Source organism: Streptomyces sp. NPDC088794, from assembly GCF_044750545.1.
Lineage (GTDB): Bacteria > Actinomycetota > Actinomycetes > Streptomycetales > Streptomycetaceae > Streptomyces.
Window position 1 is genome coordinate 73887 of the sequence record NZ_JBIVKB010000021.1, and the last position, 21650, is coordinate 95536.

Genomic DNA, 21650 nt, shown 5'->3' on the forward strand with positions numbered 1-21650 from the left:
CGGGCGGAGATATGTCCATGCCACGCGAACACGAGTCCGGTCGGGGCCCTCTGTCCGGTCTCAAGGTCATCGACCTCACCACGTCCTACGCGGGACCGACGGCCGCCATGTACCTGGCCGACCTCGGCGCCGACGTCATCAAGGTGGAACGGCCGCGAAGCGGAGACGATGCCCGCTGGTGGGGGCCGCCCTTCGTCGACTCCCGATCGGCGTGGTTCGCCTCTGCCAACCGGAACAAGAGGTCGCTGGCCATAGATCTGCGGCACCCGGGCGGCCTGGCGGCACTGCGCAGACTGATCGCCACGGCGGACGTGTTCATCGAGAACCTCAACCCCGCGAAGCTACGTGCCGCCGGGATCGGCCCCGACCGTCTTCGTCAGGACTTCCCACACCTCATCTACTGCGCGATCTCCGGGTTCGGGCTCAGCGGTCCCGATATCGCACTACCGGGTTACGATCTGGTCGCCCAGGCCCGTTCCGGGCTGATGTCCGTGACGGGCGCGGAAGGCGGCACTCCGCAGCGAGTTTCGACGGCTCTGTCCGACATCGTCACCGGGATGTGCGCGGCACTCGCCATCAGCGCGGCGGCGGTGCGCCAGCGTGAGCAGGGCACCGGGGACCTGATCGACATGTCCCTCTTGGACTGCGACCTCGCACTCATGGCGCCCCGCATCGCGGCGTATCTCGCCGGGGCGCCGGAGCCGGCGCCCAGCGGCGGAACCGACTCGGTGCTCGCCGTCTACCAGACGTTCTCGGCAGCAGACCGGGAACTGGTGGTCGCGATCGGAAACGACGCCATGTGGGCACGTTTTTGTGGCGCCGTCGGACTGCCTCATCTCGCGGCAGACCCGGCGCTCGCCGACAACGAGGGACGTCGTCGAAACCGCAGCGCCATCGTGTGTGAGGTCGACGCGCGTCTGCGGACGCGCTCCGCAGCCGACTGGATCAGTGTGCTCGCCGCTGCGCAGGTGCCCTGTTCCGTGGTGCAAGGACTGTCGGAAGTGGTCGCTGACGCGCAGGTCATCGCCCGGGGCTCGCTGCTTCCCGTACCAGGCACCGACGGGCGGATGCACACGGTGCACAGCCCGTTCCGGTTGGCTTCGATGCCGAAGGCACGCAACTCTCCGAGCCCCGATCTGGCAGCGCACACGACGGAGATTCTCAGCGAGCACGGATTCAGCGATGCGGAGATCGAGGAGCTCATCCAGAGCGGAGCGGTCGAAGCCGCCGAACAACACGGAGCGCGGTGATGAGCGGAGCACTGATCGAGGAGGAGACCCACGGCACAGTCCGTGTCCTGCGTATCAACCGGCCCGAAGTCCACAACGCCCTGAACGAGCAGGTGCTGGCACAACTGGGCGACACCATCGCAAGGTTGAGTTCGGACGGCAGTACTCGAGCCGTCGTTGTCACGGGAACCGGCGCCAAGGCATTCAGCGCAGGAGCGGACCTGGAGACACTCGCCACGATGGACACACGCCAGGCTCACGGTTTTCTGAGGGCCGGGCAGCACGCGCTGCGGCAGGTGGAGCACAGCGGCATCCCGGTGATCGCCGCAGTCAACGGAGTCGCGCTGGGCGGAGGTTTCGAACTCGCGCTCGCCTGCAGTTTCTCCATGCTGTCCGAGACCGCCTCGTTGGGACTGCCCGAAGCCGGCCTCGGGCTGATACCAGGCTTCGGCGGCACCCAGCGCCTGGTACGGGCGGTCGGACCGGCTGTCGCCCGCTACCTCATGCTCACAGGCCGGTCCGTCGACGCCTGGCGAGCCCACCAGATCGGCTTGTCGGTGCTACCGCCGGCCGTGCCGGACGAGCTGGTCCCGGCAGCCGTGTCCGTTGCGGAGGAGATCTCCCGTCGCGGTCCACAAGCCTGTCGCTCCATCCTGCAGTCCGTACGGGAAGGCCAGGACGCGCCGCTGGACACGGGACTGGCCCTGGAAGCCGCCCTGGCCGCGATCGCTGTGGGCGGGCCCGAGGCCACCGAAGGCATAGACGCGTTTCGCAGCCGCCGCGTCCCGGACTTTGACGGGTTGCCTGCGGCAGTGAAGCCACACCTCAGAAGGGAATCGACGTGACATTCCACCAGCGCACCGTAGCTGTGCTCGGCTCGGGCACGATGGGCTCCGGCATCGCCGTCGTCAGCGCCCGAGCCGGCCATCGCACCGTCCTGTACGACCTGGACGACGCCAGGGTGAAGCACGGTCTGGAGCGAGTCGCAAACTTCCTCGACCGGAGCGTGGCACTGGGCAAGCTCGACGCTGAGGCGAGCGCCGCGGTCAGGGCCAGGACCCGAGGCACAGTCGATCTCGCCGATCTCGCCGACGCCGACGTCGTGATCGAGGCCGTCGTTGAGGATCCCGCCGTGAAGCAGGACCTGTTTCGGCGGGTCGACGGCATCGTGTCCGACCGCACGCTCTTGCACACCAATACCTCGACGCTGTCCGTGACGGCGATAGCAGCGGGCTCCGTCAGGCCCGAGCGCGTGGTCGGCACCCACTACTGCAACCCCGCCCCGCTCATGAAGTTGGTGGAGGTCGCGGACGGACGGCACACGGCCAGGTGGGCGCACGACGCCACGTTGGATTTCCTGGCCTCGCTCGACAAGACCACCATCGTCACCAAGGACCGGCCCGGCTTCATCCTCAACCGCTTTCTCATCCCCTGGGAGAACAGCTGTATCGATGCCCTGGAATCGGGCCTCGGAACCGTGGAGTCCATCGACACCGCGGTGAAGGGTGCCCTGGGGCATCCGATGGGTCCCTTCGAACTCCTGGACATCGTCGGTCTCGACATTCACCGCCAAGTCGCCCTGCGCCTGTACGAGCAGCTGCGCGACCCGAGGTTCTTCCCCCCACCCCTCGTCGACCGGATGATCGCCGCAGGCGACCTGGGACGCAAGACCGGGGCGGGTTTCTACACCTATGACGACAACAGGCTGTTCGGATCATGAGTGCGTCGCCGGTTTACAACAGTGAAGGAGCCTCCATGCCTGTCTATCCCCGTGTCGCTGTACTGGGCTTCGGCACGATGGGCGGTGGCATCGCCCAGGTAGTGGCGCAGTCCGGGCGCCTGGTCACCGTCCTGGAACAGGACCAGGAACGGGCCGACGCAGGTCTGAAGGCGATGTCCGACTTCCTCACTGAGGGAGTACGGCGTGGCAAGGTCACCGCCGAGCAGCGTGAGGACGTCCTCGCCCGGGTGCACGGCACCACCGACACGGACCGGCTCGCGAACAGCGACCTGGTCATCGAGGCGGTCACGGAACGCCCGGACATCAAACGCGCGTTGCTCAGTGATGTCTCCAACGCCGTCCGTGAGAACGCCGTCATCGTCTCCAACACCTCCGCGCTGTCGGTCACCGCGCTCGCCACCTGTGTGTCCAACCCCGCGCGTTTCGCCGGCCTGCACTTCTTCAACCCCGCGCCGCTCATGAGAGTCGTCGAGGTGGTTCGAGCCCTGCAGACCGACCCGGAGGTGGTACGGCAACTCGCTGTGTTCGCCACCGAGATAGGCAAGGACCCGGTCGTGGTCAAGGACCGACCCGGATTCCTGGTCAACCGGCTGTTGATGCCCTACCTCAACGACGTCGTCCAGGCATACGACGAGGAACTCGCCGGCGCCGAGGACATCGACACAGCCGTGCGCCTCGGCCTGGGGCACCGTCTCGGCCCGCTGGAACTGCTCGACCTGATCGGTCTCGACGTGCACCGGCACGCCACCCTCGCCGCGTATCAGGAGACCCTCGATCCCCGATTCGCCCCGCCGCCGTTGCTCGCCCAAATGGTGGCCGCGGGCCGCCTGGGCGCGAAGAACGGACGCGGATTCCGTACCTCCGAGGAGGAATCCCGATGACCAGCACCACCAGCACCCACTACGAGGACATAGTCGTCGACCGGGACGGGCCGGTCCTCACTCTCACGATCAACCGTCCGGACGCCGGGAACAAGTTCCGGCCGCAGACCTGTCTCGAACTGCTCGACGCCTTGCAGAGGTTCCGGCTGGACCGTGAGCTGCGTTCGGCAGTCCTCACCGGAGCCGGAGAGAAGTTCTTCTGCATCGGCGGTGAACACGAGGACATGCCGTTCCTCGACCAGTCCCAGGTCCTGCCCATCATCGACGTGTACCAGGCCATCGACACGATCCCCAAGCCGGTCGTCGCCGCGGTCAACGGCTTCGCCGTCGGTGGCGGGAACGTCCTGCACACGGTGTGCGATCTGACCGTCGCGGCCGATCATGCGGTCTTCCGCCAGGTCGGGCCCATGGTGGGCAGTTTCGACGCCGGTTACGGCAGTTGGTATCTGGAGGAGACGATCGGACGCAAGCGCGCCAAGGAGATGTGGTACCTCAACCGCAAGTACTCCGCGTCGGATGCCCTGGCGATGGGGCTCGTGAACGACGTAGTGCCCGCCGCCGAACTGAGGCGGCACGCCGCGGAGATCGCTCAGGAGATCGCGAGCCGCAGCCCCTTGGCGATCGGAGGGTTGAAGGCGGCGTTCTCCGCGCGCCACAACGGTGTCTCCGGCCAGGCACGCATGGCGCACGACCAGTACCTGACGGCCTATCTCGCCACGCAGGAAGCCCACGAGATGAGCGCTTCCTTTGCGGGCCGCCGTCGGCCCGACCCCCAGCACTTCTGGCACTGACAGGACGACACCGATGTCTACCGACGTATATCTGATCGACGGCGCTCGCACGCCGCAAGGGCGCTATGGCGGTGCTCTTGCCTCCGTCCGCCCGGACGACCTGGCCGCTTTGGTGGTGTCGGAGGCCGTCGTGCGCAGTGGTGTGCCGGCCCAGGCCGTGGACGAGGTGATCCTCGGTGCCGCGAACCAGGCGGGCGAGGACAATCGCAACGTGGCGCGGATGGCCGTGATGCTCGCGGGACTTCCTCACACCGTCCCCGGCTACACCGTCAATCGTCTGTGTGCATCCGGTCTGACCGCCGTGGCCTCCGCCGCCCAGGCCATTCGGGCGGGCGAGGCCGATCTGGTCGTCGCGGGCGGCGTCGAATCAATGACCCGTGCCCCGTGGGTGATGAGCAAACCAGGCACCCCCTGGGCGAAGCCGGGTGCCGTCCATGACACCGCCCTCGGCTGGCGTCTGGTCAATCCCCATTTCCAAGCCATGGACCGGGGCACGCCGGCCGACGCGGGCCCCGAAATGATGAAGGTCACCCTCTCGATGGGAGAGACGGCTGAAGAGGTTGCGGCGCTCGACGGCATTACCCGTGAAGAATCCGACACGTTCGCGCTAGGCAGCCACCGGAAGGCCGTCGCCGCGCAGAACGCAGGTCACTTCGCCCGCGACATCGTCGAGGTACGGACACGGGACGGAGAGGTGAAACGCGACGAAGGCCCACGCCCCACGACCAGCCTCGCCCGGCTCGCCCAGCTACCCGCCGCCTTCCGGCCGGAAGGGATCGTGACCGCAGGCTCGTCATCGCCCCTCTCCGACGGCGCCGCGGCGCTCGTCATCGCGAGCGAAGCAGCAGTCGCGCGTCACTCGCTCACTCCACGAGCCCGCATCGTGACCTCGGCGGCTGCGGGCGTCCAGCCCAATCTGATGGGCCTTGGACCGGTCCCCGCAGCTCGCAAGGCTCTGGCCCGCGTCCGCTGGCGGACCGGCGATCTGGACGCCGTCGAGATCAACGAAGCCTTCGCCGCCCAGACGATCGCGGTGATCCGCCGCCTCGAGCTCGACGAGACAAAGGTCAATGCCGACGGCGGGGCGATCGCTCTCGGGCATCCGCTCGGCTGCTCGGGCGCCCGCATACTCCTCACCCTCATGCGGCGCCTCGAACGCGACGGGGGCAGGCGAGGCCTGGCGTCCTTGTGCGTCGGAGTCGGCCAGGGGATGGCCATGCTCATCGAACGCACGTGAGCTGTCGCGGGAGGAGGAGCGCTCCGCGGCGACGCCGACGTGATCCACCAGGCGCAACTTCAGAAAGCACCGGAACATGAACACTCACCAGATGGAGTCTTCGCTCCGAAACCACCTACGCGCCCGCGAGGAGACAACCGATCGCTCCCACGGATCCGCGGGCTTCTGGATCGCTTCCGCGACCCTCTTTCTGCTCCTGGCCCAGTCGGGGGCGCCGTCCCCGCTGTACCCGGTCTATCAGCAAGAACTGCATCTCGCGTCCGCTGCCACCACAGCGATCTTCTCCATCTACATCTGCGGGCTGCTGCTGTCGCTGCTCACAGTTGGATCACTGTCGGACTATGTGGGCCGCCGTCCTGTCATCCTTGCCTCCGCACTCCTGTCTGTCGTCTCCCTCCTGGTTTTCGCCGGTGCCGGAAGTCTGAGTGTTCTCCTCGTTGCCCGGGCACTGCAGGGCGTGGCCGTAGGAGCCGGCATGGGGGCGATCGGCGCGGCCATGATCGACCTGGAGCCTGTGCACGGAGCTCGTCTGGCCGCTGTGCTCAACGGCGCACTCCCGCCGGCTGGACTGGCCGTCGGCGCACTGGCCAGCGGCTTCCTGGTTCAGGACGCACCGGCACCGACGGTGACTGTCTATGTCGTCTTCGGCGTGCTGCTGGCAGTCATGGCTGTCATGGTCGTCTTCATCAGTGAACGGGGCCCCCGCGGCGTCGCCACACCGAGCCTCTTCATCCCGCGGCTGGCGGTACCGCGCGAGACGAGGCGGATCTTCGGCGCCGTCGTCGGCTGCATGGTCTCCAGCTGGGCGCTGGCGGGACTCTATCTAGGCATGGCCCCCACCATCATGGTCGGGGTTCTCGGCGTCTCCAGCCACGTGGTCGCGGGGGCCGCGGTGGCGACAGTCACCGGGAGCGGAGCCTTGACCGGCATCGTCGGCCGTCACAGGGATGCAAGGACCACGATGCTGGTGGGGGCGGCCGCGCTCATCATCGGCCCAGTCCTCAGCGTGATCGCGCTGTCACAGCATTCGGTCTGGGGGTTCTTCGCCAGCGCCCCTGTTGCCGGAGTGGGCTTCGGAGCGGCCTTCCAAGGAGGTCTTCGCCTCCTGCTTGCCAAGGCACCCGCGAACGGCAGGGCGGGGCTCCTGTCCACGGTGTATCTCGTCAGCTACATCGCTCTTGGCGTCCCGGCGATGATCGCGGGCTGGCTCGTACCTCTACTCGGCCTCGGTGCGGTGGTGGACGGTTACGCCACTTTTGTGATCGTCGTAGCAGTGCTCGCGCTTGCTCTGCAGTGGGCGCTGCCGCGCATCGGCCGTTCCGAACGTGTGGCAGACGCGGCGGAGCGCTCCGAGTAGAGGGCGTCACCCACTGAATTAAATGTCACATATGTCATATTTACTCGAAATGAGTGGAAAGAAGGGGAAAGTATGTTGCACACCATTCTCGGATCGACATTTACATGGCACCAGCCCAACGGGTGGGTGTTCAGCCCCGTACGGGTGGGCCCGGACGCCATCGACTACACCGTTGCCAGCGGGCCCCACGCCGGCCGCCACGCCGTGCAGCCGCTCCACTACCACCGCATCGCTCCGGGTATCGAGCTCACGTCGTGGTACGAGGAGGTCGGCACAGTGGTGAACATCGTCTGGTACCTGGAGTCGCAGACCAGCCATCGGTTCGCCGCTCTGCCGGCTTGGGCGGCAGACGACTTCTCGGTTCTGGTGGGGGACAATCAAGACCGTGAGTATCTCGGTCGTATCGAACACCTGGCCGCGACAAAGCCGGACGGCCCCCGTCATCTGCTTGCGGACGACGGCTACTTCGAGCTCTTGTGAATTCGAAGCGGATGCCTGCATCGGTCAGTTGGTGCAGGGGGCGAGCTGGCTCGCGGTAGCGGGGCGGAGTGGGCGGGCCCAGCCACTGGCAGGGCGGCAGATGCGGCTCGGCAGCGGTGGGCCGGCGATGCGTCGGAGACACGCCCACCCCGCGAGGCCGGGGTCGGCATCGCCACGCTCTACCGGCACTTCCCGCCCCGTGAGTCACTGGCCGACGCGGTCTACCGGGACCAGGCCGTGCGGCTGACGACTGGCGCCCGCGAACTGCTCGACCGGGTGAGGGTGACTCCTCCACGCGATCCGTTGCTCCACGCCGCGGAGCTCGCTTGAGCGGACTCTGCCCGCAACGGCCCAGCGCGGCTTCACCGGAACCCCTGATCAAGCGTCAGAACGGGTAAACCGCCTGCGCCGAGCGGATAGTGGTCCATCGCGTCTCGGTGAAGGCCTCGATGTTCGCCGAGCCTCCGAAACGGGCGCCGGTCCCGGACGCGGCCAGACCGCCGAAGGGGGCGACGGCCTCATCGTTGACGGTCTGGTCGTTGATGTGGACGAGACCTGTCGGGACGCGTTCGGCGAGTTCCAGGCCGCGCATGACATCCGCTGTCAAGATACCCAGCGACAGCCCGTACGGAGTCGCGGTGGCAAGGGCGACCGCTTCCTCCAGGTCGGAGAAGACGCGAACCGGGGCCACGGGGCCGAACACCTCCTCCGTATACGCGGGGGAGGAATCCGTGACATTGGTGATGACCGTGGGGCGGTAGAAAAGGTCCCGGTATGTTCCGCCAGCGGCCAGAAGGGCACCGCTTTCGACACTTGCCGTGACCAGGCCATGGACCTTGTTCAACTGCTCCGAGTCGATGATGGGGCCGAGCGCAACTTCCTCCTTCGCCGGGTTGCCCACGGTCAAATGTTCGGCCTTGTGTGCGAGCCGTTCGACGTATTCCTGGGCCACGTCGGCGTGCACCAGGTGTCGACCGGTCGTCATGCAGACTTGCCCCTGGTGGAAGAAGGAGCCCCACGCGGCGGTTGAGGCCGCGCGCTCCAGATCGGCGTCGGGCAGGACGATCAGCGCTGAGTTGCCGCCGAGTTCGAGGTGGGCTCGCTTGAGATGCTGGGCGGCAGCCGCGCCGACCTTGCGGCCGGCGGCCGTGGATCCGGTGAAGGAGATCACCCGGACCTGGGGCGTGGCCACCAGCGTCGCTCCGGTGTCGGCGCCACCAGGCAGCAAATGAAGGACGTTGTCGGGCAGTCCCGCCTCCTGGAAGATCCGCATGATCGCCACCCCGCCGGACACGGCGGTACGCAGGTCGGGCTTCAGGAGGACCGCGTTGCCGAGAGCCAGAGCAGGCGCTACGGAGCGGATACCCAGGACGAGAGGTACGTTGAACGGCGCGATCACACCGACGACTCCGGCTGGTACCCGGTTCGTCAGGCTGAGCCTTGGTTCCGCCGAGGGCAGCACCTCGCCCAGGGGACGGGTGACCAGGGCCGCTGCTTCGTAGCACTCCTGAGCGGCGATGGTCGTCTCGAATTCGGCCTTGCCCGGGACGCTTCCGGACTCCCGCACGATCCACCGCTGGATCTCCTCTGCATGGCGGGTGAAGAGGTCACCCGCGCGGCGCAGCACGGCGGCGCGATCGGTGTACGGGCCGCGCGCCCAGGCTTGCTGGGCGCGGGCGGCGAGTTCGGCTGCGGTCGCTACGTCCTCGGCCGTTGCCAGGCCGATGGACTCAAGTATGTCGCCAGTAGCGGGCTCCACAACTGGGCGGGTGCCTCCGGCAGTTGTCGTCCACTGTCCGATGACAGCCTTTCCGGACCAGTGGGTGGAATCCAGCAGGGCCATGGTGACCTCCGGAGGTCGAGGGGGCCGCACGGGGCGGAGGGAAGCCGGGAGTCAGGGCTGGAAATGGCCGTCGGTTGTGACGGCTACTTCAAGGAGGAGGGGTTCGACACGGTCTGCCAGGCTCTGACAGACCGTGTCGAGCGTGGCGCACAGATCGGCGTGATCGCTGATGCGGCGGGCCGAACAGCCGAGTGACTCGGCAAGCCCGCTGACGCTGATCTCTCCGAAGGCAGGCCAAGGGGGCTTGCCGCCATGTTGCGTGGCGAGCTGGTCCATGATGGCGTAGCGACCGTTGGCGAGAACAACGAAAACAGCGCCGACGCCGTAGTGCGCGGCTGTCCACAGAGCCTGGATCTGGTAGAGCGAGGATCCGTCGCCCACTACTGCGACAACCGGCCGGCGCGGCAGTGCCATGCGTACCCCGATCGCGGCGGGGAGGGCGAAGCCCAGACCGCCCATGGCGGCACTGAGGAAACCGAGCGGGGCCCGCGCGGGGAGCAAGGCGTGCAGGTCCGGACGGGAGGAAGGCGTCTCCTCGACTACCACCGTGTCGGACGGCAGCCGTTCTCCCAGGGCAGCCAAGACCTGTGTCGGCGTCAACGGACCGTCCTCGGGGGGCGGCCCGGGGCGGGTTGCGCGATGGGCCTCGAGCTGCGGCCTCTCAGTCCTGACAGGCAGGCGGCGCGCCAGGCGGTCACAGAAGTCGGACAGAGGCGCGACGACAGCCACTTCGGCCTGGGAGTGGCGGGCCTCCGCGGGATCGTCCGTGACAACCACGACCCGGGTATCCGTCAGGGGGCCCGGCGCGTAAGGGTACTGCCGGAGGAATGGGGCGCCTACGCACAGGACGAGATCGTGCTGGTCCAGCAGGATGCGCAGCCGTGTCCGGTTCGCGGGCAGGTGGCCCGCGAAAGAGGGGTGATCCTGGGGAAAGCCGGCGCGGGCGCCGTAGGGTTCCTGCCACACCGGGCAGCCGAGTCGCTCGGCCAGTGAGGTGAGAGCGGTCCATGTGTCTGTGCGGTCGGCTCCGGAACCCACGATCAGGACGGGCGAGGCCGCACGGGACACCAGCGCGGCTACGTCGGCAACATCCCGTGGGGCCGCTGCGGCGGAGTGCCGTACGGAGGTAGGCGCTGGCAGGGGAAGGGTGTCGGCGGCATGCTCCCAATCGTCCATCGGGACGATGACCAGAGCCGGCCCTCGGCTCTCGGCGGCGGCGTGTGCTGCCCGGGCGATGGCGCCGGGAACGTCTGCGGGCCGGACCGGCGACTCCACCTGCACCGGGATGTCACCGGCGAGTCCCTCCAGCCGCCCGGTCAGGAAAGGCTGACAAGCCAGGTGTCGACGGTCCTGCTGGCCGACAAGAACCACGACGGGTGCCCGGTTGACCCGTGCGGTGGCAAGCGCCCCCACCGCGTTGCCGAGTCCGGCGGTGGTGTGCACCACCACCAATGCTGGCGTGTCGTGGGCCAGTGCCCACCCGGTGGCGGCGCCCACCACGACGCCCTCGTGGAGGCCCAGCACGAATGCGAAATCCTCAGGCAGGTCGGTCAGAAACGCGACCTCGGTCGAGCCCGGATTGGAGAAGACGGTTGTTAGGCCGTGCCGACGGAGGACGTCGTACGCGGCGTCGCGGACGGAGACGGCTCCGGCGAGCGAAGTCGTCATGACAGGGTGCTTCGGGTCATGGTGGTCTGTCCTCCCATGGTGACGTTGGACCGTAGCCACGTGATGAGCGCTTCGGTCAGAGCGCTGTCCTGCGCGGGGGGCCGGCTGTCGATCTCGCGGATCTCAGCAATCCGTTCCAGCACCTGGCAGTGGTAGTCACGCACGACGGCAGAGGCGTGCCGTGAGTCTCTGGCGGCTACCGCTGCCACGATCCTCATCCGTTCCGTATTCAGTGGCCCCGCGATTCGCCCGAAGCAGCCGGCTTCTCCGCCGGACAGTCTTACGGCCAGTCCGATCTGTATCTCCGTGATGAACCGGCACAACGCCGCGAGCAGCGGGTTGTGGGAGATTTCGGACAGTACTGCGAAGAAGTCCCGCAGTGCGGCAGCGGACCGCTCGACGCCGTTCGCTTGCGGGACAGCACTTGCTGCCTCCCGCAGTCGGGCGATCTCGTCGTCGTCGGCGCGTTCGGCGGCCAGTTCGGCGGCATACCCGTTGAGGGCGCCGAGCAGACCGAGCACCTCGCGGGCCCCGACCCTTTCGACCTGTACGACCGAGGCGATGGACATGGCGAGCAGGGTGTCGCCCTGTGCGGTGACGGTCGACCGGCTGCCGTTGCGGGCGTTGACCAGCCCCACGGCGGTCAGAACGCGGACCGCTTCTCGGACGGTGGGGCCGCTGACGTCGTAGTACGTCGCGAGGTCCCGTTCTGACGGCAGACGTGAGCCATCGGGCATGGCACCGCTGAGGATCTGCGAGCGGAGGTCCTCGACGATCTGATCGGCTACCCGTTCACGTTGGATAGCCGAGCGGGTCTGAGGCGCGGACATGTCACTCCTGAGCAGGTTCCGGGGCGAGGTGCGGAATTTCATTCACGTTGAAAGTAACCTACTTGGTAGGTCGAGGCAAGGAGGTATCCCACGCCTCAATGGGCCTGCTAGGTCCCGTTTACGTCCCGATTCTTTGATTCTGATGAGAACACGTAAGTCGGCTTGACCTTCAACCTACTAGGAAGGTTCAGTGGTTGCGGATCGAGAAGCTGACTACGGAGGACTGCGATGAAGATCGCGCCGTTCGAAGAGAACGCGTACAAAATGGACCACCCCAGGGGAACGGTCTCGTTCAACTACCTGCTCATGGGAGACCGTGAGAAGCCGCTGGAGAACTACCGCTACATCCTGGGCCGTCAGGAAGCAGACTTCTCCATGCCCCGGCACTGCCACACCTTCGAACAGATCCGGCTGCCCCTCGTAGGGGACATGAACCTCGGAGAGCAAGGGATCCTTCGCGAGGGCGAGGTCGGCTACTTCCCGGAAGGCCAGACCTACGGTCCCCAGGACGACAAACTCACGGAACCGAGGCAGCTGCAGTTGGTGCTCCAGTTCGGCGGTGCTTCCGCACTCGGCATGGGCGCCGGGCGGGGCCGCGGCCCCGACAACAAGGAGGCCCAGGCCGAGCGCCGCGCGCGCCGGGAACAGCGGTTTCCCAAGCCCCGCTACAACGGGGTCGTCATCAGCAATCCCGACCACTTCAACTGGCTGCCGGTGGCCGGATGGCCGGGAGTGAAGCGGCGACACATCGGCACCTACACGGAGCGGCAGTTCTGGATCGAGTTCGTCAAGATCGACGCAGGGATGGAGTGGGTCTCGGAAAGCGACCACGCCAAGCGGTTGACGGTGGTGTTGTCCGGCGCCGGCACAGCGGAGGGCAGTGAAGTCGGCAAGCTCGCTGCGGTGGAGGCCGAGCCTGGTGAGAAGGCTCGCTATTCCGCGACCGACGAGTTGGTGTTGTTCACCGTCGGGCTGCCGCCGATTCAGCGCCCGGTGGAACCTGACGACGACAAGTTCGTCACTGTCGTCACCGACGGCGGCATCCGCTTCGAGAACCCCAGGGACGCCGACCAACGCTGAGCCTGCCGAGACCGGTCCGCTTGCTCGGGACGGCATTGTCCTCCCGGGCTGCCGCGGCCCCTCCCCACTCGCCCGCACGGAAAGTCCTTGCACACCGTGAAAATCGCTTCCCGGCGGACCCCCATCGGTGACCGACTCTGCTTCGCCGACGTGGTCCCGCATCACCTCATCGACGTACAAGCCGCCCACGTACGAAGGCAGGAACACGACGGCGTCCGACGGCTGGACGCTGTGGAGCATTCCGCACGAGCCATTGCCCAAGACCTTCCCGGCCTGCTCCGCAGGGACCCGGAGCTCGAATCCACCCGGAGTCTGTTCGAGTGGTCCGTCGAGCACACGGAGACCGGCGTACTCGACGAGGACTGTCTGTGGCCCGACCGCCCCAGACTGTTGGGGCCACCGATCGGAAGGCCGCGCACCATCTGGTGCATGCTCGCGAACTACCCACGTCGGCGGTCCGCGTCCGACGAGGGGCCACTCCGTCCGCCCGCACTGCAGGGGTGTCTCAAGGCGTCGGGCTCCCTGGCTGGTCCGCATGACGAGCTGCAGCATCCCTCGATCAGCGAGAAGGTCGATCCGGAGATGGAGCTCGCTGTCGTCATCGGGCGCCGCGCCCGCCGTCTCGCCCCGGAGACTGCCATGCGAGCTGTGGCCGGCTACATCGGCTTTTGTGACGTCGGCTCCCGGGACGTCTCCGAGCGGGACAACAACCGGATGGACCGCGGCAAGGGGTTCGACACCTACGGCATCTGCGGACCCTGGTTTGTAACGGCAGACGAGATACCGGACCCCCACAGCCTGCGTATTCGCCAGTGGGTCAACGGCACGGCGCGCCAGGACGCCACCACCGCCGAGATGGTGCACTCGATTCCCGAGCAGCTGGCCTGGCTCACCGCGGCCCTCACCCTCGCTCCCGGCGATGTGCTGTCCACAGGCACTCCGGCCGGTCATGGGGCCGTGCGGCCCGGCGACGTGGTCCGCGGCGAAGTCGAAGGGCTTGGAGTCGTCGAGAACAAGGTCGTCCTCGACGACTGACCGACTGGAGGTCACCCCAATGCGTCACCCCAGATTGCAGATCATCGTCGGCAGCACTCGCCCCGGACGTCGCGGGCCCGCAGTCGCCGACTGGTTCCTCGCCCGAGCGCGGGAACACGCAGGCTTCGACTGCGAACTCGTCGACCTCGCCGAGGTCGCACTGCCGTTGCTCGACGAACCGCGACCACCCCAGCATGGCAAGTACGAGCACGACCACACGCGTCGCTGGAGCGAGATCGTCAGCGTGGCCGACGCCTATGTGTTCGTGGTGCCGGAATACAACCACAGCTTCAACGCAGCCACTAAGAATGCTCTCGACTACCTCGCCGGGGAATGGGCCGGGAAGCCTGTCGCCTTCGTGGGGTACGGCGGGCTCGCCGCCGGCGCCAGGGCCATACAAGGGCTGCTGCCGGTCGTCACTGCGCTCGGGATGCTGCCTGTCGCCGGATCCGTGCACATCCCTTACGTACGACGTTCGTTCACCACCTCGGGAAGGTTCGAGGCTGCTGCAGGACTTGAGCAGAGCGCCGTCGGCGTACTCGATGGCCTCTTGCGGATCACCGAAGCAACCGCAGCCGCACGGACATCCATCGCCGTATGAGGGCGTCCCAGGTCACAGAGCCCGCCAAGGTGGCACCCGAGGGCGGGCGCGTCGTCAGTCAAAAGGTGGCCGTCTGCGTCGTCTACGTGGCCGGATTGTTCCTGAGCACCCTCGACATGACGATCGTCAACGTCGCACTGCCCACCATCGGACGGGCCTTCGACGTCCCCGCCACGGCCGTGGACACCGTGTCGATCTCCTATCTGGTCAGTCTCGCTGTCTCCGTGACGGCCTCGGGCTGGCTCGGCGACCGTTTCGGCGGCAGGCGCACCCTGCTCGCCGCAGTCGCCGTGTTCACTGCCGGCTCCGCCCTGTGCGGCATGGCGACTAGCCTGATTCAACTCGACCTGTTTCGTGTGCTCCAGGGCACGGGTGGCGGGATGCTCGCTTCCGTCGGCATGGCGATGCTGCTGCGGACCTTCGCACCGCACGAGAGGGTACGGGCTTCGGGGATCCTCAGCATCGCCAACGGTCTGGCTCCCACTCTGGGTCCGGTGCTCGGCGGTGTGCTGGTCAGCCAGGTCTCATGGCGGGCCATCTTCTTCGTCAACGTCCCGGTGGGAATCTTCGCCGTCGTCTTCGGAGCGCTGTTCCTGCAAGACCAGCCTGCACGGCCCGCCGAAAGTTTCGATGTGGCAGGCTTCCTGCTGGCAGCATCAGGCTTCGGACTGGTGATGTACGGAGTTTCCGAAGGCCCGCAACAGGGCTGGGCAGCCACGCCCGTAGTCATTGCGTTGGCCAGCGGAGCAGCACTGATCGCCGTTTTGGTCGCCGTCGAGTGCCGTGTACGCGCGCCGATGATCGACATCCGGCTCCTCGGGAACCGGCTGTTCTCCTCAGGCACGGCGGTGATGACCCTCGAGTCGGTGACCTTCCTCGGCGCACTGTTCACTGTGACCCTTTACCTCCAGGACGAACGGGGCATGACCCCCGTCCAAGCAGGTCTCACCACCTTCCCCGAGGCCCTCGGAGTGGTCACAGGTTCACAACTCGCCAGCCGTCTGCTCTATCGCAAACTCCGCCCGCGCCGACACCTGATCATCGGCGCGGGCGGGACCAGCCTGGTCATCGCGGCGATGGCGCTGCTGCTGTCGCCGGACACCAGCCTTTGGCTCATGATCCCCGTGCTGTACAGCATGGGGCTCGCCGTCGGACAGGTCTTCGTGGGCACCCAGTCAGCCTCGTTCGCCACCGTGTCCAGCGCTTCCGCGGGCCGGGCTTCGACCCTGTTCAACGTGGGCCGCCGACTCGGGGGAGCCGCTGGGGTGGCAACCGCCACCTCGGTCTTGGTAGCGGCGGGGTCCACTCCCACGGTCGGCGCCTCCGCATACCGCGCCGCCTTTCTCACCCTGGCCGCGGTGAACCTGCTCGCTCTCTGCGCCGCGACCCGGGTCAGTGACCACGAGGCGGCGAGCACGATCCCCCCGCCACGCAAGAACACCAACACAAAAGAAGAGGAACTGCAGCCATGAGTGGACTGACACTCGCTCAGGCGTCCGAGATCGTCGACGCCGCTCTCAGCCACGCCCACGAACTCGGGCTCCGCCCGCTGACCGTCACCGTCCTTGACCCCGGAGGCCATCCGCTGGTTGTCAAGCGCGAAGAGAAGGCCGGCATTTTGCGTCCCCAGATCGCCCATGCCAAAGCGTGGGGCTCCCTCGGAACTGGTCAGGGCGGTGCCGCCGGGGCTCGGCACGCCACCCGCGATCCGGCGTTCTTCGCCGCGCTCGCAGCGATCTCCGAAGGCCGGATCGCCTCGTCCAAAGGAGGGGTGCTGATTCGCGACGAGTCGGGTGACCTGATCGGTGCGGTCGGCGTCAGCGGTGACCGGCCCGACAACGACGAGGCCGTCGCCGTGTTCGGCGTCCAGAAGGCCGGACTCGTCGCCGACGTCGGCTGAAGCTGCGGCGCTGCACGGCCGGAACCACCTCACGGCGGCTCCGGCCTCGGCCGAAACGGATACAGCTCCACAGGACGAGCCGCATTCCCCAGGGGCCTGTGGCAGACACCCCGTCCCGGACGGTACCGCTCCACCCCTACGAACAGCCGATGGGAAACAGAGGTACGCCATGGCAACGACGCCGGAAGACCTCAACGCAATACCCGACACCAGCGATGGCGGAGCACAGGACTCCACCCACTCCGCGGACTCTGCTCTGACAGGTCGACAGCGCACCCGGACGTTCGCCGTGTGCGTCGCCGCCGCTTTCCTGACCCTGCTCGACGTGAGCATAGTGACCGTGGCGTTGCCCTCCATGGAGCATCACCTGGCCATGTCGTCCGCCGAGGCGACCTGGTCGGTGGCGGGTTACACCCTGACCTTCGGGCTCGCGCTGATACCCGGCGGACGGCTCGGCGACGAGTTCGGGCGCCGACGGGTCTTCCTCGTCGGAATGACGCTCTTCACCATCACGGGCGTGCTGTGTGGGTTCGCCTCCAGCGCCGTATGGCTCGTGGCCGCACGGCTGGCCCGAGGGGTGGCCGCCGGTCTGGTAGCGCCCCAGGTGGTGGGTCTGATCCATCAGATGTACCGGCCGGGCGAACGAGGCCGCGCCTTTGGCTACTACGGCGCGGCCGTGAGCCTTTCCACCGCCATCGGCCCCCTGTGGGGCGGCGCCATCCTGCAAGGTTTCGGAACGACCGAGGGCTGGCGCTGGATCTTTTTCCTGTTCATCCCCTTCGACCTCGCCGTACTGCCACTGGCACATCGTCTGTTGCCCGAGAGCCGGCGCGCGACGCGACCCAGCGGTCTCGATCTCGTGGGCGCCTTCACCCTGGGCATCGCTGTCGCCGCGCTCATGCTGCCGCTGCTGCAGACTGGCCCGTGGGGCGCCCGTCGCTGGTGGCTGACCTGGGTCGGTTTCGCCCTGCTGGCCGTATTCATGCTGTGGGAACGCACGGTGATGCGCCGGGGGCGTCGTCCCCTCGTGGACGTGGGTCTGTTCAAGGAACGCGCCTACTGGGTCGGTGTCCTCGTCGCTGGCGCACTGTATGGCGGTTTCACCGGCATCTTCATCGTGCTGGCTCAGTTCCTGCAACAGGGCATGGGCTACTCGCCGTTCAAGGCTTCCCTGTGCACCGTGTTGTTCACCGTAGGCTCCGCCGTCTGCGGAGTGGTCAGCGGTCGCCTCGTCCACCGGGCGGGTCGGCTGCTGGTGATCGTGGGCACCGCCCTCACCGCGATGGGGCTGGCCCTCACTGCCCAACTGGTAGGCGGCATCCGACCGGGTGACAACATCATGGCCCTTGTCGGCTTCCCGCTGCTCGTGGCAGGGTGCGGCGCCGGACTGGTCATCGCCGCGAATCAGACTCTCGCCCTGCACGCCGTCCCCCGCCGGGAGGGCAGCACGGCCGCGGGCGTCTACCAGACCGGCATGAAGATCGGCACCTCGCTGGGCACAGCACTCGCGAGTTCCTTCTACTTCAGCCAACTCATCGCCACCCACCGGGATTTCCCCGCAGCCGCACGTTCCGGCCTGCTGTGTGCCGCCGCTCTCGCCGCGTTCGCCTTCTTGGTCGCCCTTCCGGGCCTGACGCTCGGCGTACGGAAGTCTCTCGCGCCCGGGACGGTGGGCGTCGCCGACATGACCGGGGCGGCCACGAGTGGCCGGGACGTATGAGAGGACAACGCATGACGTCCGCACGAGGAACGACCGTCAACATCGGGACACCGGACGGTGTCGCCGACGCATACCTCGCCCATCCGGCTCATGGTCTGCCGCGACCGGCCGTCCTGATCTTCTCCGATGCCTTCGGACCGCGACCTCATGTGCGGTCCATGGCCGACCGTCTCGCCGAGGCGGCCGACCGCACCGTTCTGGTGCCCAACTTCCTTTACCGGCATGGACGGGCGCCGGTGGTGGCGTTGCCCGACGTCATCGACCACCGGACTCGCGGCGAAGTCTGGAAAGTCCTCAGACCCCTTCTTCGCTCCTTCACGACAGCGGCGGCGCTCCGGGACGCGGGTGCGTATCTCGACTGGTTGGCGGAATGCCCTCAGGCGGCCGCAGGAGAGACGGCGCTGGTCGGCTACTGCGTGGGGGCCCGCCTGGCACTGCTCACGGCAGGCACCTATCCGGACCGGATCGCGGCGGCTGCTGGGTTCCATGGTGGAAGGCTGGCCACCGAGGACGCAGACAGCCCGCACCTGGTGGCGTCCCGGATCACCGCACCGGTCTACTTCGGTCACGCCGACGCCGATCCCGCGCTCCCGCCGGAGCAGATCCGGCGCTTGGACCAAGCGCTCACGGCCGGGGGAGTACGGCATCGAAGCGAGATCTACCAAGGAGCCCGACACGGCTTCACCCAGGCAGACACCGACGCCTACGACATGGAGGCGGACGATCGGCACTGGGAAGCCCTGCTGAATCTGCTAAGGCATTCATAGATCCCTGGCTGACAGCGCATGGTTCAGGCGTACGAGTTGAGCCACCGAACCTTCGCCGCCTCCTGGTAGGGGCCGCCGCCCTCGTGGTCGTTGAAACCGTAGACCTCGATGGCCCTGTCCTTGTGCGCCCAGGCGTTGTACGCCGCGAACACGGTCGATGGCGGGCACGTCTGGTCTTCCAGCGCAGTGGAGAACAAGGCCGGGGCGCGTCCTCTGGCCGCGAAGTGCACTCCGTCGAAGTAGGACAGTGTGCGCAGCACCTCGGTTGACTGTCCGCGGTGAGTTTTGAGGAACTGGCCGATCTCCCGGTACGGGTGGCGGTCCGTCAGTCCGACCGCACGTGGGAAGTCGCACAGGAACGGGACGTCCGGTGCGACGGCGACCAGGTCGGACACCAGCCCTCCAACGGCCAGGGCGAGCCCGCCGCCTTGGCTGTGGCCTGTCGCAACGGTCCGTGTTGCGTCGGCCAGTGGGTGACTGCGGGCCGCTTCCACGGCACGGACCGCGTCGGTGATCACCCGGCGGTAGTAGTAGTTCTCCGGTGCGTCGATGCCTCGCGTCATGAACCCCGGGTACGCCGGCGCGGATCCGACCGGGTCCGCCGTGGCGCCTCCGCCGCCGAAAGCGCTGCCCTGGCCACGGGTGTCCATGACGAAGTGTGCCCGCCCGGTCGAAGCCCACAGCAGATGCTCGTGGGACAGGCCACGCCCGTTGCCGTAGCCGACGAACTCCACGATAAGGGGGAGGGGCCTGGACGTATCGGCAGGCAGCCGCAGCCAGCCCTTCACCGGATGACCACCGAAGCCGGCGAACGTCACGTCGTACACCTTGACCGTGGACAGGCCGGTGTCCACCGCCTCGAAACGTACGTCCAGTTCATGCGTGCGGCACTCTTCGAGAGTCTTCTGCCAGAAGGCGTCGAAATCATCGGGCTCGGTGGACGTACTGCGGTAGGAGCGGAGTTCACGGAGGGGAAGGTCGAACTGAGACATCGACAACTGCCTTCACATCAAATTGTCCGGTCATCCTGCGGATGACCGGCGGGAACGATCTGTTCAGGAGCCCTTCGGGTGGCGGAGCAGGTCCGCCACCCGAGTCGACCGGGTCGATCAGGGCTGCCTTCGGGACATCATCCGACGGGTGGAATCGGAATGGTCGTGCTGATCGGCGCGGAGCCATTGATCATCTTCGTGGCCGCTCCTGCGAGACGCATGTAGAAGTTGGACGACAGATGGGTCCCGTCGGCGTCGAGCGTGAGGAAGTACTGGTTCGTCGGTATCTGCGACTTGTCGGTGGCGGCAGGTGCGATGGCTGTGGCCTCGTCGTACTCGTCGAACATGGCGATGAAGGCGGATTTGGTCCCGCAGCGCGCCGCGGCCACGGCTTGATTCCACATGAACTGCCCGGCCTTGCGCGGAATTTCGTTCCTCGGTGAGCCGGCATGCCAGTTGGACCATGCGAAGCCGGGGTAGAGGACGGGCTGATAGTCCTGGCCACCTGCCTTGAGTTTCGCCATGTCGTCGTTGAACAACTGCTGGTCGACGTTGGGGTTGCCGACGTTCCACGGCGAGACCATGTTGAGTGCGGCATACACGGAGGCGAAGCCCGGCTTGGCGTTGGAGTCCGTGCGCCAGCCGCGAGGAACACCGCCGATGACATAGCAGCCCTGGCTCTTGAACCAATTGATGAGCTGTAGACAGCCCGCCGCGGTACCGGCTCGGTTGGTCACGCCGATGCCCCACAGTTCCACGACGGGCTTTCCGCCCTCGCGTGCGTAAGCAGTCGAGGAGGTCAGGTTCAGCGAGCCCTTGATCGTGTTCGTCCAGTCGTTCTGGATCGTCGTCACGAGGTTGGCGTCGGTGAGCCCGCTGATGTCGTACTCGATGTAGAAGCCGCGACCGTACTTCTGGGCGGCGTCACGAGCCTTGGACTGGATGTCGTTGCGCTGTTTGAGGCGGGGCTGGCCCACGGCAACGATGTCACTACCGAAGCGCTGAAGGGCTGCGCCATCGATGCCGTACTGCTGCATCCACTTGAAATGCTGGTCGACCACTGTTGTTGCGTACGAGCTGAAGAGCTTGGCGGGCTGGCCGTTGCCGAGGTTGGCGTATCCCGTCTGGTATAGGCCTGCGGAGGGGTAGAGGGAGATGTCCGGGTAGAGCTCGAAGGTCTGGTTCCCCGGAGCCGGGGTGCCGCTGGCCCAGTGGGTCCAGGCGTTGATCGGTGAGCCGTCCCCGGCGGCGGCGAACCAGCCCTGGTAGCCGACGTACGTCCTGCCCTTTACGCCGGGTGTCGCGGCGGCGACGTCCGTCTGCGGCGACGGCTGGTTGGTCGTGCTGCTGGTGGCCGCGTTGGCCGCGGAGAGGCTGCCGAGCCCGGCCCATGCCGCTGCCCCTGCGCCGAGGGCGCCACCCGCACCGCGCAGGACAGTTCGCCGGGATGGTTTGTGATCGGTCATGGTGGGGTCCTCTGCTTGAGCATTGGGGGAGA

The 21650-nt window shown here is 67.1% G+C and carries 20 protein-coding genes and 1 pseudogene; 16 read left to right on the top strand and 5 right to left on the bottom strand.

The window, feature by feature from the left end; all coding sequences use genetic code 11:
* Window positions 1-17 precede the first annotated feature (17 nt).
* The 9 genes and pseudogenes from ACIP6U_RS42305 to ACIP6U_RS42345 all read left to right on the top strand — a co-directional run.
* Window positions 18-1250, top strand: coding sequence for a CaiB/BaiF CoA transferase family protein (locus tag ACIP6U_RS42305; protein WP_401728208.1), 1233 nt, complete (start codon window positions 18-20; stop codon window positions 1248-1250).
* Window positions 1250-2074 (top strand): enoyl-CoA hydratase/isomerase family protein, encoded by an 825-nt coding sequence (locus ACIP6U_RS42310; RefSeq protein ID WP_401728209.1) that lies wholly within the window; start codon window positions 1250-1252, stop codon window positions 2072-2074. The genes ACIP6U_RS42305 and ACIP6U_RS42310 overlap by 1 nt, the downstream gene beginning before the upstream one ends.
* On the top strand, window positions 2071-2949 hold the full coding sequence (locus tag ACIP6U_RS42315) for a 3-hydroxyacyl-CoA dehydrogenase family protein (protein ID WP_401728210.1): 879 nt from the start codon (window positions 2071-2073) through the stop codon (window positions 2947-2949). The genes ACIP6U_RS42310 and ACIP6U_RS42315 overlap by 4 nt, the downstream gene beginning before the upstream one ends.
* Before the next feature lie 35 nt (window positions 2950-2984).
* Window positions 2985-3851: a 3-hydroxyacyl-CoA dehydrogenase family protein gene (locus ACIP6U_RS42320; protein WP_401728212.1), complete on the top strand. Its 867-nt coding sequence runs from the start codon at window positions 2985-2987 to the stop codon at window positions 3849-3851.
* Entirely contained in the window at window positions 3848-4642 is a 795-nt protein-coding gene (locus tag ACIP6U_RS42325) for an enoyl-CoA hydratase-related protein (protein WP_401728213.1), read from the top strand. The genes ACIP6U_RS42320 and ACIP6U_RS42325 overlap by 4 nt, the downstream gene beginning before the upstream one ends.
* Before the next feature lie 13 nt (window positions 4643-4655).
* On the top strand, window positions 4656-5879 hold the full coding sequence (locus ACIP6U_RS42330; RefSeq protein WP_401728214.1) for a thiolase family protein: 1224 nt from the start codon (window positions 4656-4658) through the stop codon (window positions 5877-5879).
* 91 nt (window positions 5880-5970) lie between these two features.
* Window positions 5971-7236 carry an MFS transporter gene (locus ACIP6U_RS42335; RefSeq protein WP_401728215.1) on the top strand — a complete coding sequence of 422 codons (1266 nt, stop codon included), beginning with the start codon at window positions 5971-5973 and terminating at the stop codon, window positions 7234-7236.
* Window positions 7237-7308: 72 nt separating this feature from the next.
* A complete protein-coding gene (locus ACIP6U_RS42340) occupies window positions 7309-7716 on the top strand; it encodes a phenolic acid decarboxylase (protein ID WP_401728216.1) in 408 nt (135 codons plus the stop codon).
* A 45-nt stretch (window positions 7717-7761) separates the two neighbouring features.
* A pseudogene (locus tag ACIP6U_RS42345) lies at window positions 7762-7995 on the top strand (hypothetical protein); the annotation flags it as partial.
* Between the two features lie 106 nt (window positions 7996-8101).
* Here ACIP6U_RS42345 and ACIP6U_RS42350 read toward each other — a convergent pair.
* The 3 genes from ACIP6U_RS42350 to ACIP6U_RS42360 are packed head-to-tail and all read right to left on the bottom strand — an operon-like array spanning window position 8102 to window position 12057.
* A complete protein-coding gene (locus tag ACIP6U_RS42350) occupies window positions 8102-9559 on the bottom strand; it encodes a benzaldehyde dehydrogenase (RefSeq protein ID WP_401728217.1) in 1458 nt (485 codons plus the stop codon).
* 51 nt (window positions 9560-9610) lie between these two features.
* Window positions 9611-11227 (bottom strand): thiamine pyrophosphate-dependent enzyme, encoded by a 1617-nt coding sequence (locus ACIP6U_RS42355; protein WP_401728219.1) that lies wholly within the window; start codon window positions 11225-11227, stop codon window positions 9611-9613.
* A complete protein-coding gene (locus ACIP6U_RS42360; RefSeq protein WP_401728220.1) occupies window positions 11224-12057 on the bottom strand; it encodes a FadR/GntR family transcriptional regulator in 834 nt (277 codons plus the stop codon). Before ACIP6U_RS42360 ends, ACIP6U_RS42355 begins: the two co-directional genes overlap by 4 nt.
* Window positions 12058-12285: 228 nt before the next feature.
* Here ACIP6U_RS42360 and ACIP6U_RS42365 point away from each other — a divergent pair, with 228 nt between their 5' ends.
* The 7 genes from ACIP6U_RS42365 to ACIP6U_RS42395 all read left to right on the top strand — a co-directional run bounded on the left by ACIP6U_RS42365 (window position 12286) and on the right by ACIP6U_RS42395 (window position 19160).
* Window positions 12286-13137: a hypothetical protein gene (locus tag ACIP6U_RS42365; protein ID WP_401728222.1), complete on the top strand. Its 852-nt coding sequence runs from the start codon at window positions 12286-12288 to the stop codon at window positions 13135-13137.
* Between the two features lie 429 nt (window positions 13138-13566).
* Window positions 13567-14172 (top strand): fumarylacetoacetate hydrolase family protein, encoded by a 606-nt coding sequence (locus ACIP6U_RS42370; protein WP_401728224.1) that lies wholly within the window; start codon window positions 13567-13569, stop codon window positions 14170-14172.
* A 34-nt stretch (window positions 14173-14206) separates the two neighbouring features.
* Window positions 14207-14773, top strand: a complete 567-nt coding sequence (locus tag ACIP6U_RS42375; RefSeq protein WP_401728225.1) for an NADPH-dependent FMN reductase — start codon at window positions 14207-14209, stop codon at window positions 14771-14773.
* A 29-nt stretch (window positions 14774-14802) separates the two neighbouring features.
* Entirely contained in the window at window positions 14803-16245 is a 1443-nt protein-coding gene (locus tag ACIP6U_RS42380; protein WP_401728227.1) for a DHA2 family efflux MFS transporter permease subunit, read from the top strand.
* Window positions 16242-16673, top strand: coding sequence for a heme-binding protein (locus ACIP6U_RS42385; protein ID WP_401728228.1), 432 nt, complete (start codon window positions 16242-16244; stop codon window positions 16671-16673). Before ACIP6U_RS42380 ends, ACIP6U_RS42385 begins: the two co-directional genes overlap by 4 nt.
* Window positions 16674-16842: 169 nt before the next feature.
* Window positions 16843-18393, top strand: a complete 1551-nt coding sequence (locus ACIP6U_RS42390) for an MFS transporter (protein WP_401728229.1) — start codon at window positions 16843-16845, stop codon at window positions 18391-18393.
* Between the two features lie 11 nt (window positions 18394-18404).
* Entirely contained in the window at window positions 18405-19160 is a 756-nt protein-coding gene (locus ACIP6U_RS42395; protein ID WP_401728231.1) for a dienelactone hydrolase family protein, read from the top strand.
* A gap of 23 nt (window positions 19161-19183) precedes the next feature.
* Here the strand turns inward: ACIP6U_RS42395 and ACIP6U_RS42400 are convergent, their stop codons facing one another.
* Together ACIP6U_RS42400 and ACIP6U_RS42405 are read right to left on the bottom strand one after the other, a co-directional pair.
* A complete protein-coding gene (locus tag ACIP6U_RS42400; RefSeq protein ID WP_401728233.1) occupies window positions 19184-20152 on the bottom strand; it encodes an acetylxylan esterase in 969 nt (322 codons plus the stop codon).
* A gap of 137 nt (window positions 20153-20289) precedes the next feature.
* Window positions 20290-21618, bottom strand: coding sequence for a glycoside hydrolase family 71/99-like protein (locus ACIP6U_RS42405; protein WP_401728234.1), 1329 nt, complete (start codon window positions 21616-21618; stop codon window positions 20290-20292).
* Window positions 21619-21650: the final 32 nt, after the last annotated feature.